The 15,965-nt window shown below is 41.6% G+C and carries 15 protein-coding genes and 1 riboswitch; of the genes, 4 read left to right on the top strand and 11 right to left on the bottom strand.

All coding sequences use genetic code 11. From position 1 onward, the window contains the following. Nucleotides 1-182 precede the first annotated feature (182 nt). The 3 genes from nhaC to C6Y07_RS08450 form a co-directional block, all read right to left on the bottom strand. The gene (nhaC, locus tag C6Y07_RS08460) at nt 183-1,589 is read right to left on the bottom strand and encodes a Na+/H+ antiporter NhaC (protein WP_106042955.1); all 1,407 of its coding nucleotides are present in this window, start codon (nt 1,587-1,589) and stop codon (nt 183-185) included. A gap of 140 nt (nt 1,590-1,729) precedes the next feature. Further along, nucleotides 1,730-3,154: an aspartate ammonia-lyase gene (gene aspA, locus C6Y07_RS08455; protein WP_066031535.1), complete on the bottom strand. Its 1,425-nt coding sequence runs from the start codon at nt 3,152-3,154 to the stop codon at nt 1,730-1,732. A 28-nt stretch (nt 3,155-3,182) separates the two neighbouring features. Further along, nucleotides 3,183-4,172, bottom strand: a complete 990-nt coding sequence (locus C6Y07_RS08450) for an asparaginase (protein WP_003215391.1) — start codon at nt 4,170-4,172, stop codon at nt 3,183-3,185. A 207-nt stretch (nt 4,173-4,379) separates the two neighbouring features. Between C6Y07_RS08450 and C6Y07_RS08445 the strand changes: the two genes are divergently transcribed. Beyond that, nucleotides 4,380-4,727 (top strand): helix-turn-helix domain-containing protein, encoded by a 348-nt coding sequence (locus tag C6Y07_RS08445; RefSeq protein ID WP_003214932.1) that lies wholly within the window; start codon nt 4,380-4,382, stop codon nt 4,725-4,727. Nucleotides 4,728-4,788: 61 nt separating this feature from the next. On the opposite strand, the gene C6Y07_RS08440 is transcribed toward C6Y07_RS08445, so the two are convergent. From C6Y07_RS08440 to C6Y07_RS08420, 5 genes are all read right to left on the bottom strand, one after another. Continuing rightward, the gene (locus C6Y07_RS08440; protein WP_034660471.1) at nt 4,789-5,256 is read right to left on the bottom strand and encodes a helix-turn-helix domain-containing protein; all 468 of its coding nucleotides are present in this window, start codon (nt 5,254-5,256) and stop codon (nt 4,789-4,791) included. 98 nt (nt 5,257-5,354) lie between these two features. Then, nucleotides 5,355-5,882: a YfjD family protein gene (locus C6Y07_RS08435; RefSeq protein ID WP_106156575.1), complete on the bottom strand. Its 528-nt coding sequence runs from the start codon at nt 5,880-5,882 to the stop codon at nt 5,355-5,357. 21 nt (nt 5,883-5,903) lie between these two features. Next, complete coding sequence (locus C6Y07_RS08430; RefSeq protein WP_060597601.1) at nt 5,904-6,662, bottom strand: hypothetical protein; 759 nt, start codon at nt 6,660-6,662, stop codon at nt 5,904-5,906. A 12-nt stretch (nt 6,663-6,674) separates the two neighbouring features. Continuing rightward, nucleotides 6,675-7,871, bottom strand: coding sequence for a DUF6861 domain-containing protein (locus C6Y07_RS08425; protein ID WP_106156573.1), 1,197 nt, complete (start codon nt 7,869-7,871; stop codon nt 6,675-6,677). A gap of 4 nt (nt 7,872-7,875) precedes the next feature. Continuing rightward, entirely contained in the window at nt 7,876-8,199 is a 324-nt protein-coding gene (locus tag C6Y07_RS08420; protein WP_034660474.1) for a WXG100 family type VII secretion target, read from the bottom strand. Nucleotides 8,200-8,425: 226 nt separating this feature from the next. Here C6Y07_RS08420 and pepT point away from each other — a divergent pair, with 226 nt between their 5' ends. Together pepT and C6Y07_RS08410 are read left to right on the top strand one after the other, a co-directional pair. Further along, complete coding sequence (pepT, locus tag C6Y07_RS08415) at nt 8,426-9,658, top strand: peptidase T (RefSeq protein ID WP_034660475.1); 1,233 nt, start codon at nt 8,426-8,428, stop codon at nt 9,656-9,658. 287 nt (nt 9,659-9,945) lie between these two features. Then, the gene (locus C6Y07_RS08410) at nt 9,946-10,125 is read left to right on the top strand and encodes a hypothetical protein (protein ID WP_003215411.1); all 180 of its coding nucleotides are present in this window, start codon (nt 9,946-9,948) and stop codon (nt 10,123-10,125) included. An 83-nt stretch (nt 10,126-10,208) separates the two neighbouring features. On the opposite strand, the gene C6Y07_RS08405 is transcribed toward C6Y07_RS08410, so the two are convergent. Further along, nucleotides 10,209-10,886, bottom strand: a complete 678-nt coding sequence (locus C6Y07_RS08405) for a DUF3298 and DUF4163 domain-containing protein (RefSeq protein ID WP_106071996.1) — start codon at nt 10,884-10,886, stop codon at nt 10,209-10,211. Nucleotides 10,887-11,097: 211 nt separating this feature from the next. After that, nucleotides 11,098-11,210, top strand: a riboswitch (SAM riboswitch). Nucleotides 11,211-11,297: 87 nt separating this feature from the next. Between C6Y07_RS08405 and C6Y07_RS08400 the strand changes: the two genes are divergently transcribed. Continuing rightward, nucleotides 11,298-12,422, top strand: a complete 1,125-nt coding sequence (locus tag C6Y07_RS08400) for a 5-methyltetrahydropteroyltriglutamate--homocysteine S-methyltransferase (protein ID WP_060597603.1) — start codon at nt 11,298-11,300, stop codon at nt 12,420-12,422. 53 nt (nt 12,423-12,475) lie between these two features. Here C6Y07_RS08400 and bglH read toward each other — a convergent pair whose 3' ends face one another. Both bglH and C6Y07_RS08390 read right to left on the bottom strand, forming a co-directional pair. Beyond that, on the bottom strand, nt 12,476-13,894 hold the full coding sequence (bglH, locus tag C6Y07_RS08395; RefSeq protein ID WP_106071295.1) for an aryl-phospho-beta-d-glucosidase: 1,419 nt from the start codon (nt 13,892-13,894) through the stop codon (nt 12,476-12,478). Beyond that, nucleotides 13,866-15,773 (bottom strand): beta-glucoside-specific PTS transporter subunit IIABC, encoded by a 1,908-nt coding sequence (locus C6Y07_RS08390; RefSeq protein ID WP_060597605.1) that lies wholly within the window; start codon nt 15,771-15,773, stop codon nt 13,866-13,868. The genes bglH and C6Y07_RS08390 overlap by 29 nt, the downstream gene beginning before the upstream one ends. Nucleotides 15,774-15,965: the final 192 nt, after the last annotated feature.

Raw genomic sequence — 15,965 nt, 5'->3', positions numbered from 1 at the left:
GTTTGAATAGGGATTTGTACCCTTTTTATGGGATAAATATGCTTTCGTTCTGCTTCACATTACCCCTTTAGACCTCTTTTATAAAGGGTCTAAACTCCCGATCATCTTCTTTATATCATATGTAGTCTCTCGGTCCTAGGACAAGCAAAAGCCGCCTAATTGAGGCGGCTTTTGTAAACGGCTTATGAAGCCGATTCTTCTGAGTCTTGTTGATTTTTGACGTACCAAATGAATTTCCCTGTATATCCGTAGATAATGGCAAGAGCAATGGCAACAAAGCTCAACCACATAAATGGTAAATATGAGAATGTCGAGACGCCTAGAATTCCAGCCATGTAAATTCCGTTATCTGACCACGGAACCATACCAGACGTCATTGTTCCACCGACCTCAGCGTTTCTAGATAGAACGCGTCTGTCTATTTTCAATTTATCGTAGCTTTTTTCCATAATTTTCGGTGTAAGAATTAATGAAACGTACATTGCACAGCCAAAAATATTTGCGAAGAATGCAACAACAAGTGTAGATAAGGTTACATTTCCTGCATTATATAATTTCTTCTCGAAAGTAGCGACAATCACTTTTAAGACGCCGAGATATTCAAGTACGCCACCAAAACCAAGCCCGAGAATAATGACAACTAAAGATCCAAGCATATTCACAATACCGCCACGATTTAACAGCGTATTTAAGAAATCTACATCTGAATTAATAGAGAAGCCATTGTATGCTGAACCAATCGCATCTGCTGGATTCATTCCTTGGAAAGCCATCGCCCAAATAGATCCTAAAAGAGCACCAATGGCAATAACAGGCATTGAAGGTTTCTTAAATACGAGCAGTAATACAACCACTACTGCTGGGATGACCATCCAAATGTTGATGGTGAATGTATCATGAAGGGCATTTTTCAAAAATTCTACCTTATCTTGATCAATGTTGCGTCCGCCATACATAAAGCCTGTAACCGTAAACATAATGGCCGTAATGACAAAGGCTGGTACGGATAAAACCATCATCGCTCGAACATGCGCCAGCACGTCCACTTTTGAAAGAGAGGAAGCGAGCACTGTACTATCTGATAATGGGGATAATTTATCTCCAAAATAAGCACCAGATAAGACGGCACCTGCCACGATCGGAAGTGGGATACCTAGCCCTTCACCAATTGCGATCATCGCAATCCCTGCCGTTCCAACCGTCCCCCAAGAGGTTCCTGTTGCAATGGACATGAGTGCACAGATGACAAGTGTAGCTAATAAGAAGATATTAGGATGAATAAACTCTAGACCGTAGTAAATTAACGTAGGTACAACTCCACCTGCAATCCATGTACCAACAAGTGCACCTACTGCAATTAAAATTAAAATGGCTTCTAGACCATTCGATATCCCTTTTGTGATCGCATTTTGAAGATCCTTATATGAATGCCCCAATCGAATACCTAATGCGATAACTATAAACCATGAGATAAACAATGCTAGTTGGATATCTAATTTGAAATAAAGAGTAAAAGATAAAACAATTGCTAAAAATAAGCCAAGTACAGACACGACTTCTAACATAGACGGCAGACGTGGTGATTTCATTGTGTTTCCTCCCTTTGTGAGTGCGTTAAGCGTTTTCAAAATATTGTGAAAAAAGTGTGTCAATTCGAAAGAAAGTGAATTGCCTGTTTTTCTCTATTTCACAGGCAATTCGACATATTAATAAAATAAAATTTTTGATATTATTCCCGTTCTAGCAGTTCTTGTCCTGCAATACCAGGCTTTGTCATCTCGTATGGATTCAAAATAATATCAAGTTCTTCTTCTGTTAACACATCATTTTGCAAGCAAAGATCTCTAATGGATTCTCCACTTAAAATAGCTTCCCTTGCGATTCTAGCCGCGGCTTCATAGCCTAAGTGAGGGTTTACCGCAGTAATGACGCCTGCACTTTTTTCTACATATTCTTTCAAACGTTTTTCATTTGCTTCAATGTCCACTAAACAATGATCTGTGAATGAGCGGAATCCGTTATTCATTATACTAATAGATTGAAGCAAGTTAAAGACCAAAACAGGCTCCATCACATTTAACTCAAGCTGGCCTGCTTCAGAAGCAAGACAGATGGTATGGTCGTTCCCAATGACCTGGAATGCAATTTGGTTAATGAGCTCTGCCATAACTGGATTGACTTTCCCAGGCATAATGGATGATCCAGGCTGACGAGCGGGCAATGCAATTTCAGCAAGTCCTGCACGTGGACCAGATGCCATTAGGCGAAGGTCGTTGGCAATCTTAGACATGTTCATCATGCATACTTTTAATGCGGCGGACACTTCTGTGTAAGCATCTGTATTTTGCGTAGCATCAACGAGATGCTCTGCGCCTACAAGCGGAAGACCAGAAATATCTGCTAGCTTCTTCACCACGATTTCAATATAACGAGGATCTGCGTTTAGGCCTGTCCCAACAGCTGTTGCACCCATATTCACTTCATATAAATGCTGCTTTGATTGGTTGATCCGTTTAATGTCACGGCTGAGCACGCGGCTGTATGCCTCAAATTCCTGTCCTAAACGAATTGGAACAGCATCCTGCAGGTGTGTACGTCCCATTTTGATCACATGATCAAATTCTTTTGCTTTCTTTTTGAATACGTCCTGCATCGTTTGCATTGTTTCAAGCAGAATGTCTAACTGCTTCAATACAGCGATGTGGATCGCTGTTGGAAACGAGTCATTCGTCGATTGTGACATGTTTACATGTGTGTTTGGGCTTAAATGGATGTATTCACCCTTTTGATGTCCCATGATTTCTAGCGCTCTGTTTCCAATCACTTCATTGGCATTCATATTCATCGACGTTCCTGCGCCGCCTTGGATTGGGTCTACAATAAAGTACTCATGCAGCTTGCCTTCAATAACTTCATCAGAGGCTTGTACGATGGCATTTCCAATTCCTTCATATAAACGTCCAACTTCCATATTGGCTTGAGCTGCTGCTTTTTTCACGATGGCAAAGGCTCTGATCAGTTCCTCGTGCATGCGATATCCTGTAATCGGGAAATTTTCTTTTGCACGAAGGGTTTGAACCCCATAATACACGTCTGCCGGAATTTCTTTTTCACCAAGAAAATCCTTCTCATAGCGATAAGTTGCTTGAACCATCTGATATGACCTGCTTTCTATAGAATAGTTAAATCACTAAATCTTCTGCGATTGGCGTTTCCATAATCTTTTTCACTTCTCTTGGGTCTGTTGTTTTACCTAGTGCCCACATAAGTTTCGGCACGATAGCCTCTGTGTTCATGTTTCGTGAACGTGCCACCAGTTCTTGATTGATTTTGCGTCCTACTTCATACACGCTCATGTCTTCTCCTTCTTCAAGACACTGAGTTGTGATGACAACAGAAATGCCTTCTTCGAGCAATTCGTTGATTTTCTCTAAAAGGTTTCTTCCTTCGAAAGGAATACCGCCGCTGCCGTAGCTTTCGATCACGACTCCTTTGTAGACGCCTTTGATTGCATCTAAGAACTCAGGCTTTAGACCTGGGTGCAATTTCAAGAGACAAACGTCGGTGTTTAAAGATGCGTCTAATTTAAGCGGTTTCATTGACGATCTTTTTACTTTGCTATTGTATTCAATTTGATGGTTTTCAATCGATGCAATATATGGGTAGTTAATACTTTCAAATGCATCATAGCTTTTCGTTCTTAGTTTGATTGCGCGTGTTCCTTGAATGACTCTGCCATCAAAGACAACATACACGCCGCCTACGCCGTCACATGCAAAGCGAATCGCATCGGTGATGTTTTTCTTCGCATCTGTTTTCTTAAACGTAATCGGGATTTGTGAGCCTGTAATGACAATTGGCTTATCCGGATTTTGCAGCATATAAGAAAGAGCTGCTGATGTATAGGCCATCGTGTCTGTACCATGCGTGACAACAAAACCGTCATATTGATCATAATTTTCATAAATGGCTGTTGCAATATCCACCCAGTATTCAGGCTGCATATTTGTACTATCTATACTCATTAGGGACTTTGTGTCCATTGTATACTCTGCATTAATTTCGTTTAAATAGCTTAAAAGGTCCTCAGCTTTAACACCTGGAGCCAAACCGTTTTCACTCTCTACAGATGCAATCGTCCCACCAGTGGTTAAAAGCAATAATTTCTTCAACAGGTCCACCTCTTTCAATAAAATTACTTCGTTTGTCACACATATTATAAGCTAGCTTGTGCTATTCTATAATATACGCTTTACGCGTACCTTCATTGCCATTATAGTCACATAACGCGAATTAATCAAGAAATTATTACGCATAACGCGTACATTCCATGTCAAAATATGATATACTGTTGTTGTATATAAAGGAGCGTTCATGTAATGATACTCGATCGTTTAACCACCCTTAGAAAAAAGAAAAAATGGTCTCTCCAGCATACGGCAGATCGCCTAGGTATCGCCAAAAGCACCTATGCCGGTTACGAATCTGGGTACCGACGACCTTCGCTTGAAGCAGTGAAGCGGCTGGCTGATTTGTATGATACGTCCATTGATTTTTTACTTGGTAGAACGGACGAGCCAGAGATACAACGCAAAATCTCTGATATCAAAATTGAACTGACGGAAGCAAAAGAAGGAACCATCCTTGTCGACGGCGTTCCCCTAAATGATGAAGAAATCAAACAGCTTGTTGCCTTTATTCGGGCGAAAAACACTCTAAAAGTATAAACACAGAAAAGAGAGGTCCCTATCAATCGGGTGCCTCTCTTTCCTTTTTCCTATCAGCTGCTTATGAATAAGGAGAAGACAGCTGACTTAATTCCTCTAACCGCCGCTTCGCTTCATCTTTATTAAACGAACTATAATAGCGATAATTCTCATCATCTAAGATGCGGTAATGCTGACTAAGCACATTTTGCTGAAGACGAAATGTGCCTTTTTTGATAGACGTCCGCCACCAAACCTTTCCGCCAATCGTACGTTCCACCGATAGATGCAATTCATCATGTGCCACGACTTCCAGAATCTCAAGCGGATCATCCCCAAGTGTCCCTTTTAAAATGTCACTATCCCTGAATAATGCACATACGGCCGCAGTTTGCGTCCAGTTGAGGCGCAGCCTATTTTTTTCAACCTGCTGCAAATGCCGTTTCGATAGACCAAGTACCTCAGCCATGCGGTCCTGCGTATAATTCTTTTCTTTTCGAATCCGTGCCATTTGTTCTGTGACGAGGTCGATTACCATCTCTTTATCCATCTCTCATCACCTCTCCGAGTGTTCAGTCTTTACTGACATCATACACGATTTCTTCGAAAAAGTGGCACCTCATCCTTCGGAATCATGGAAAATACATCCTAGTCGATCTGCTCTTCGACCTGACCATGCTGCTGTCTCCAGTTCTCTTGGGCTGACTGATTTAAATATGGGTAGATCTCTTGTTTGACGGCTTGCTCGAATACTTCTTCATCTAAAATACTGTACGCTGGAATCTTGATCAATTTCCCGTTTATTTTCCGAATCAACACATCCATGAAGAGAAAACCCCGTACACTGTACCGATGCCTGCGCATATCGATGGATTGAATGTCTTGAAAAGGGATCGCTTGCCCGCGATGTAAAACCGCGCCATTCTTCCCGCGCTGAATGCGAAAAATCACATTTCCTCTCTTCGTAAAAGCCGGTAAAATCATCAAGAAAGAGATCCAGCCATAAACAATGCCTAGTAGTCCGCCTAAAAATAAAAACAATGTATAATTCGATTCAAATGTAAGAGCTTCTGAAAACAACCAAATACCGATGATACCGAAGCCGCCTGTTGCTAAGAATGCCCATACCCTTAAAAAGGTCCTGCTCCTCACTTCTATTACTTCACTTGGATTCAAGCGTCATTCTCCTTTTCTCCATTAGAATATAGAACGTAATCCGTCTCTATGAGCCGTCTCAATGCGAAATTCATTTTCTTTTATTCCCGACACAAGCCACGACTGTTCCTCACCTGGAATGACAAATAACATGGACTCCACATCAGGAGTATTGTTTTTGTCGTAGACGACCTTCATCAGGGAGTCCATCTTTCCTTTTCTCGCCTTTACATCAGAAACAAATGCCTGCACGAGTTCTTCGTTCTCTGCTCGATGAAGGAAGGAGGGCCACTCATTCTTCGCCTCACTTGCTTGCTCTAATAGCTTTTCAAATTCCTCTGCTTGTAGGGTGACGACAGGTGCAGGGTGTTCACTCATCTGTATGTTGAAAAAGTCAGTCACTTGCTCCTCTGCCAGCTGGTCGTCTTTCAGTTTTTGAATCTGATGGACTTGTTGATCATACAGCGTATGGTGCGCATATACGCCCATTTGTGTCGTGTGAAAGGAGGTACTGACTTCTTCATCTTTATCCCCAAATCGAGACGCCTTGACGGTGTGAGATGCATCATTCATCGCCTGAATGAAATGACGGTATTCCGCTTTATAACGATATTGTCTGTTTTGAAATTCAAGTACACCTTTTGCGAGCAAAGAGCGGCACGCAATTTCAAATAAAAACCCTAGGCGCTCGTCCTCTACATCAGGATAATACGCTTCCTTTAAGGACATGCCCTGTTCAAAATAGCCTTCACTGTAAAAACTAAAGATGAGTTCCTCAATACTTAGACTTAGCTGATCCAACTTGATCTCTCCTTATCCAAAAGAAAATGCACCCTTAAAGAAATCGCCTGCACCTTTAATGAGCGAATCTGCGGTTTCTTTTGTTTTTTCTATCCCTTTATGTATCACCTGATTTGCCTGATCAATGGTGTCATTGACTGCTTTCACACCTTGACCCGCCAGCTCGAATGCTTGTTTCCCTTTATCCACGACCGCATGAATTGGGTCCTTTAATTTCACTGCAACCTGCTCAGCAAAGCCTGATGTCAGCTTGGCGACTTTTTCTCCTATAAATCCACCGACTGCTGAACCAATGGCTCCTCCGACAACGGTTCCAATCGGTCCTGCAAAACTTCCTAGAACTCCTCCGACAACGGCACCTGCGACAGATCCGCCAGCGATAAAGACCGTATTGTTCACTGCATTTCCAACAGCCTTCGCATTTTCACGCTTAAGGACTTCTGGCTGATCACCGAATTCTGCATAGTTCTCGGCAATTTTCAATCCACAGCCGACCGTTTCCGTTGCACCAGTGACAACCGTTGCAATGATGGCATTTCCTTTGGCGAATCTTGATCCATTTTTCAAAACAGACTTGATCGCAGCCGTGTCCTTCCAATTGATACTTCCTTTTGTAAAGTCACGGACACTATTCGTGAATGCAACTGTATCGTCAGGATAAAATTTTGTGAATTTCTTATGGACCAAATCAGCCATCGACCAGTTTGATCGCTTTAATAATTCTTTTTTACTCAGCCAAATCCTTGCTAACCGGTCAAATCTCGTTCCTTCTACCCGGCTGGTCAGATCAAGCAGCAGCTTTGAATGCTGCGCTGCATACCGGCCATTGTCTTTAATGAAGGTCGTCATCCCAAGCCCGTAGTATTTCGCCTGCATCATCACAATACCAGCTAAGCTCGTGAGTGTACCATATTGATCATAGATGCTGTACATTTTCCGTAAAATATCGTCTGCTTCGACCATTTTATCTTTTGCATGACGAATCGCAATATCATCACTGCTCAATTTACTGATCAATGCTTGTCCTGCTCCCCATGCATCCCCGACACCTGAAAAACAGCTTCTATACCGAGGATCACAGCCTAAAATGAGACCATCCAGTTCACTATGTAAATCGCGGTGCTTCGTTTCAATGACAGACAATTCGCCTACAACATCATTCGCCAGTCCTGTCAGCTGATCTGGATCAACCACAATGTCACGTGCCATCACATCATCTCCCTTCTCGATTTCTTTCTCTCCGTTCTTCTCTTCTCTTTCGCTCAAGCTCTTCCATTCTGGCAATTTCAGCTTTCCGTTCCTCGATTTTGACCGCTGCGTCGCGCAGTTCCTGACTTGTTTCAAGCAAGTCCTTTTCAAATTGATCATAGCGTGACGTTGTTTCCTCAAAGCTTTGATCAAATTTATTCCTTGCTTCTCCCTGCCAGCCTGATCCTACTGCCTTCAGCCGATTCTCCAGCAGCTGCTTTGACTGCCGAATCTCATCAGCTGCTTCCTGAAACTTTTGAGCGAGTGCCAGCGTTTGACTAGAATCCAACTTTCGCACCCCTTTCTCCCAATTTAACGTACAAATGGATGATTTTATATGTCCTCATTATAAATAAAAAGACACCCAAAAAAATCACCCTAAAGAACCATTCAACACACCACCTAATGAAAGTAGGTCTTTTTACTCTCTAATTGCCAGAGAAAACCTTTCTTGTTATGAAGCGCATTCAAGACGTGATAAAATGGACGTATTCTACAAAAGGAGTGACGTATAGATGAAAAAGGAAATGATTCAGCGTTTCACAAATTATGTGAAGGTAGATACGCAGTCAGATGCAGAAAAGGAAAGCTGCCCATCTACTGAAGGACAGTTGAACCTAGCGAGACAGCTAGTTGAAGAGATGAAGTCCATCGGGATTCAAGAAGTGACAATGGATGAAAACGGCTATGTCATGGGAACGATCCCGTCTAACACTGACAAAGACGTGCCGACCATTGGCTTCCTGGCTCATATCGACACAGCCACTGACTTCACCGGCAAGAATGTGAAACCGCAGCTTCATGAAAACTATCAAGGCGGCGACATCACCTTAAATGAAAATCTACATATCGTTTTATCTCCAGCACAGTTTCCAAATTTACAAAAATATCAAGGACATACGCTGATCACAACAGATGGCACGACCCTGCTTGGTGCAGATAACAAAGCAGGTATCGCAGAAATTATGACCGCTATGCATTACTTGATTGAGCATCCAGAAATCAAGCATGGAAAAATTCGCGTCGCCTTTACACCAGATGAAGAAATTGGCAGAGGGCCGCACAAATTTGATGTTGATGCCTTTGGCGCTTCCTATGCTTATACAATTGACGGAGGACCGCTCGGGGAGCTGCAATATGAAAGCTTCAACGCAGCAGGTGCGAAAGTATCAATTAAAGGAAACAACGTCCACCCAGGGACAGCAAAAGACAAAATGGTCAGCGCTGCGAAGATTGGGATGCTCTTCCACAATAAGCTCCCTTCTGATGAATCTCCGGAATACACAGAAGGCTACGAAGGATTTTTCCATCTCACGAAGTTTGTAGGAGAAGTCGAAGAAGCAGAGCTGCAATATATTATTCGTGATTTTGATAAAGACAAATTTAACGATCGCAAAGCACTGTTTGAAAAAATAGCAAATGACTTAAAAGCCATCTACGGAGAAAACAGCATAAACCTCAGCATTCAAGATCAATATTATAATATGAGAGAAAAAATTGAGCCGGTGAAACATATTGTGGATATTGCCCATGAAGCAATGGAAAACCGCTCAGTGACACCTGTGATCGAACCGATCCGCGGCGGTACAGATGGCTCTCAGCTTTCATATAAAGGTCTTCCAACGCCAAACATCTTTACTGGCGGGGAAAACTTCCACGGTAAATATGAATTTATTTCTGTCGAGAACATGGTGAAAGCAACAGAAGTCATCGTTGAAATCGCACGTTTATTTGAAGAAAAAGCATAGATATGTTTACAACCGTTCCTGTTCGGGAACGGTTTTTTAATAAAAGTTTACAATTTTCTGAAACTTTTATGACACTTTTTCGTACTAATAGAGACAACACCAGAAAAATTCTTCTTGACGAGTGTAATAACTGGAAATATAATAGTTAAAAACAACCAGTATTTTAGACCTAAATTAGCAGATCGACTAAACCTTAAGAACTAAACCGATTCTGCTGCTTATTTTCAGTTATAAACATCACTCACCCTGTCTACACTAAAGAATAGGATGAATTGGAGGAATGTCATATGATGATTTTATTGATTATCGCTTCACTTTGCTGCTACTTACTATTCTCTTTCAAAAAAGATAACCGCACACCAAAACGAAAAAGCGCAGAGCTTTCGGAGTTTGAAATCTTTCGTATGCGCCGCCACTACAACGGAAAACGCCGTCATCCACTAAATGATGCACCTAAACAAGTATAAATCTAAAGAGAGAGCCTCATGAGGGGCTCTTTTTGTTTGAGTAAATAACAAAAAACGACCAGATTCATTGGCCGTTTTTCTTTTTATTTATATACCTTCGCAGGAACTTGAATCATAGGAATTCCTACATAATAAGGTGAAATTTCATATGGCTGGAAGACAACAGCAATTCCCTTTTTCGTGAAGTAATACTGCGTGTTGTAGTTGATTTCAATGTCACTTTTTTTCAGGTTCGCATAGAATTTGCTTTTATGTTTCTTTGTATAGTTATAGACATAATCTCTAACTTTCGTACGCTTTTTCTTCGTTTTCACAACATCTGTAAAAAACAGCTGTTTTGTCTTTTTCTTTGTTAACACATAGTTCATGCTGGAAACCATCGTATCCCCATGCATTCCACCATCATTCATGTAGTCATAGTTTAAGATACTGAGCTTCTTCCCATTGTTAAATTTCGTTTTAAACGATCTTTCGTACGTGATCTTCCCAAAGCCTTCCTTTTTCGCTTCGTCCTTTAAGAACAAGTACGTAGAATAAGAGAATGCGATATCTTCTTTTAAATCACGATTGATGGTTTTCATATGCGACTTGCTTAGGTTTTTCACCTGTGCATATTTGAATGTTTTTTTCTTTTTATAATAGTGTGTGCTTACTTTTGCTTTTTTTGCTTGTTTGGCATCCGCAGATCCAACTGGCGCAAACAACGAAACAATCAGCGAAAAAATGAGCAGGCTGATTATTAGGCCTTTTTTCATTGTCATAGTAAAAACCCCCATTTTTGTCTATTACCAATTGAGTATACCATGACAAAAGAACCAAAAGAAGCACTTTTTCCATATTATTCTTCCTTTTTCCACTTCGGGTTTGTTTACCATTATTTGTTTATGTAGAAAATTAAACAGTAAAAACCATTGACTTTCTCTCGAAAAAGTTGAATAATTATGTTTATTAAGAAAATTGAATCAAAAGGTAACCTTATTAAGAGTGGTGGAGGGACTGGCCCTGTGAAACCCGGCAACCGCTGTTCCTCGGAACAGAATGGTGCTAATTCCTTAAACAAGCAGATGCTTGTTTGAAGATAAGGCAGAGTTCTCTCAGTATATGATGCTCTTCCTTATCCAAGGAAGAGCTTTTTTATTTGATTTTTAACCTGTAGAAAGAAGGGATTCAGCATGACACAAGTACAAACCATTGGAAAGAAAACAACGAAACCGCCATTTCGCGCAGATCAAGTAGGCAGCTTACTTCGTTCAGAACGTATCAAGGAAGCACGCAAGCAAAAGGCAGACGGTACGCTGACAGCAGAGCAGCTCCGACAAATTGAAAATGAAGAAATTACACGCATTGTGGAGAAACAAAAAGAAATTGGATTAGAGGTTGTCACAGATGGAGAATTCAGACGTGCATGGTGGCATTTTGACTTTCTTGAGGGATTAGATGGGGTCGAAGGATTTGAAGCGGATCAAGGTATTCAATTCCACAATACGACAACAAAAGCGCGTGGCATCAAGGTAACGGACAAGATTGACTTTACAGATCATCCAATGCTGGAGGATTACCGTTTCCTTCAAAGCATCGCTGGTGATCATACGGCTAAAATGACGATTCCAAGTCCGAATATGCTCTTTTTCCGTGGAAAACTTGAAGAAGGAGTATACGACAGCCTAGAGGCATTCCACCATGATGTGGCACAGGCGTATAAGAAAGCCATCCGTGCTTTTTATGATGCAGGCTGCCGCTACTTACAGCTCGATGATACAGCATGGGCGGTGTTCTTTTCTGAAAAAGGTCATGAACAAATCGAAGCCTTTGGCCGAGAAGAAGATGAACTGCGTGAGTCATTTGCGAAAACAATCAATGAAGCGGTTGCCGATCGTCCAGAGGATTTGGTGATCACTATGCACATTTGTCGTGGTAACTTTAAATCGACGTGGGCAGCTGAAGGCGGTTATGAAGCAGCGGCAGAAACAATTTTCGCCGGCTTAGATCTGGATGGTCTCTTTTTAGAATTCGACGACGATCGTTCTGGCGGTTTTGAACCCCTACGCTATGTGAAGAACCCAAACCTCCAAATCGTACTAGGGCTTGTCACTTCAAAATATGGTGAGCTTGAGCCGGCTGAACAGATTAAAAAACGGATCGAGGAAGCGGCTCAATATGTCGACATTAACCAGATTTGCTTGAGTCCGCAATGCGGGTTCGCCTCAACGGAGGAAGGCAATCTGTTAACAGAAGAGCAGCAATGGGAGAAGCTGCGTCATGTGATTGAGATTGCAGATCAAGTGTGGACTTCATAGTCCCCTTGACGAAAAAAAGACAAACCGCAGTATGAACGGTTTGTCTTTTTCTTTTATGCATCTAAATGATCACCATTTGTCGCAATCACTTGTTTATACCAATCAAAGCTTTTCTTTTTCTTTCTATCTAATGTACCTTTTCCTTCGTTATCACGGTCAACATATATGAAGCCGTAGCGCTTTTTCATTTCAGCTGTTGATGCGCTGACAAGGTCAATTGGGCCCCAGCTTGTATAACCCATCAAGTCTACTCCATCTGCAATGGCTTCTCTCGCCTCTAGCAAATGACTTCTGAGGTAATCAATTCGGTAATCGTCTTGAATGGATCCGTCTTCTTCTACTTGATCGACAGCTCCCAATCCATTTTCTACAATAAACAATGGTTTTTGGTAGCGGTCATATAGCTGGTTTAGTGTTGTACGAAGTCCTTTTGGATCAATTTGCCAGCCCCAATCACTTGCTTCTAGATAAGGGTTTTTCACGCCTTCAAATAGGTTACCACCAGTAACTTGTCCAAGAACCTCTGGATCTGTACTTGTCACAAAACTCATATAATAGCTGAAGCCAATATAGTCCACTGTATGGTTTCTTAGGATGTCTTCATCACCATCTTGGAACTCAATATGAATTCCATTTTCGCGGAAGTATCGTTTCATGTAACCTGGGTAGTAGCCTCTTGCCTGTACATCTGAGAAGAACAATGTTTTACGATCCTGATCCATTGCAGCAAACATATCTTCTGGTCTTGAGCTGTACGGATAAGTCGTCATCGCTGCAATCATACAGCCGATTTTCGCATCAGGAATGATTTCGTGTCCTGCTTTGACAGCTAAAGCACTTGCAACAAATTGGTGATGCGCTGCTTGATATTGAATGCTTTTCTCGTCATCATCCTCTTCAAATACAAGTCCGCCGCCAGTGAAAGGCGCATGTAACACGACGTTGATTTCATTAAAGGTCATCCAATATTTCACTTTGTCTTTATAGCGAGTAAACAACGTTTTCGCGTATGTTTCATAAAGATCGACAAGCTTACGGTTTCTCCAACCGCCGTAGTTTTTCACAAGTGCAAGCGGCATTTCATAATGAGAAATCGTGACAACTGGTTCAATTCCATGTTTATGCAGTTCATCAAATACTCTGTCATAAAAAGCAAGGCCTGCTTCATTTGGTTCAGCATCGTCGCCATTTGGGAAAATACGCGGCCAAGAAATGGATAGTCTGAAGCATTTGAATCCCATTTCTGCAAAGAGTGCAATATCTTCTTTATAGCGATGGTAGAAGTCAATCGCATCATGATATAAGTTCAAGTCTTTCATTGATTCATCGAATGGATGCATAATCCCGTGTGGTGATACATCAGCTGTCGATAAGCCTTTTCCATCTTTATTATAAGCACCTTCAATTTGGTTGCCCGCAACAGCGCCGCCCCATAAAAAACCTTTAGGAAATGTTTTTTCTAACTTGTTCATGTTGAATGCCCTCCTCATTTTCTTCTACACTGACTGTGAGCAGTGTCTCTTGTACTGAAATCGTGCCTTCTGTTTTCGCATCAACTTGTGCAAAATCGTTTGTGTTGGTCACAATAATTGGTGTGGTGACATCATAGCCTTCTTGCTGAATGCCCTCGATATCAAATTCAACGAGCACATCTCCTGCTTGAACAAGATCACCTGACTCTACATGACTTGTGAAATGTTTTCCGCCGAGCTTCACCGTATCAATTCCAACATGGATGAGAAGCTCTGTGCCTTGGTCACTCTTTAAGCCAATGGCATGTTTCGTTTGAAAAATGGTTTCAACCTTACCGTTGAACGGTGCTACAACACGTCCAACTGTTGGGACAATGGCTGCACCTTTACCCATGATTTCATTAGAGAATGTTGCATCATTGACTTGATTTAGCGGCTTTAGTTGACCTTCAAGCGGGCTTTGTACCACTTCATTTTGAAGCGTTGCTGTATCTTTCTTCTCTTCTGGTTTGTCTGCCTTTGTATCATCTTTCACTGGTACATCTTTGAACCCTAGAACAAGTGTCATGATGGTTGCTACAACAAAACCGATGACCAATCCAATGATAGAGTAGACAAATGTTGGGCCAACGAATGTTGGGATACCTGGAATACCTGCTGATCCCGACACCACATATGATTTTACTTTAAAGATCGACATGAACACGCCGCCTGCTGCTGCACCAATGAGGGCTGCAAAGAACGGTTTTTTCAATCGCATGTTCACACCATACATAGCAGGTTCAGTAATACCCATTAATGCTGTGATACTTGTAGACATCGCCAATGATTTGAAAGTTTTGTTTTTTGATCTCAAGAAGACACCGAATGCTGCGCCTGCTTGGGCCATATTCGCTACAAACATCATTGGGAGAATGTAGTCAAAACCGTTTAACGTAATGTTGTTGATCATGATTGGAAGTAGTGCATAGTGCATACCCGTAATGATCAATGGTGACATGAAGCCGCCGATCAAGAGTCCGGCCAAAATACCTGCATGTTTAAACAATAAATCAATTCCACCTGAAAGACCATTTCCGATAATCCCACCAAGCGGTCCAACAGCGATGAGCATAATTGGTACAACGACAAGAAGTGTGACCGTTGGAACAAGGATGATCTTTAATGATTTCGGACTATATTTTTCTGCAAATCTTTCAACATATGAACCGAGCCAGATGGTGAGTAGAATTGGAATCACCGATGAAGAGTACACAACAGAAACCACTGGCAAGCCTAGAAATTCTGTATTTCCCGCGCCCAGTAAAGCAGTTAACTGCGGGTGCAGTGCGGCTGCTGCAATGGCAGCGGCAATATACTGATTTGTGCCAAGTTTTTTGGCTACGCTTACAGCTAGTAGAATCGGTAAGAAGTAAAAGGCTCCGTCTCCGATGGCTGTTAAAATTGCATACGTACTGCTTTTATCTGATATCCACTGGAACGTAAGCATGAGTGCCAATATCCCTTTGATCATACCGGCTCCAGCGATGGCTGGAAGAATCGGCGTGAAGACACCAGAGATAAAATCGAAAAGTTTTGATATCACATTTTGTTTTGATGCTTCTTCTGTACCGCCTGACTTTACATCTGTTGACAGTCCTGAGTCAGCAATCATCGCTTGATAGACATTTGAAACATCATTGCCGATAATGACATGATATTGGCCTCCGCTTTGATTCACACCCATGACGCCGTCTGTTGATTGCAGCTTCTCTTTATCCGCTTTGCCTTCATCGTATAAGTTGAAGCGAAGTCTTGTCATACAATGCGTGACGTGCTTGACGTTCTTTTCACCGCCGACAAGCTCTAGAACTTCTTTTGCTGTTTGTTTGTGGTTCATTGTATTACCCTCCAATCGTTGATTAAATCATGATATAGAAAAAACCTAAACATCCATTAATGTCCGAGAAATAGCAATTCAGACATTAATCGATATTTAGGTTTTGCCTGCTTAACCAGTAACAATCCTTCATAGCGATTGATCGTTATTTAATTTTTATAAGTCTTTAGATATAAAAAAACCTAAATCACG

The sequence above is a fragment of the Bacillus sp. LNXM12-1 genome (assembly GCF_003004375.1).
In the GTDB taxonomy this organism is placed as follows: domain Bacteria; phylum Bacillota; class Bacilli; order Bacillales; family Bacillaceae; genus Bacillus.
Note: the sequence above shows the minus strand (reverse complement) of the source record. Positions and strands in the feature narration are given on the sequence as shown.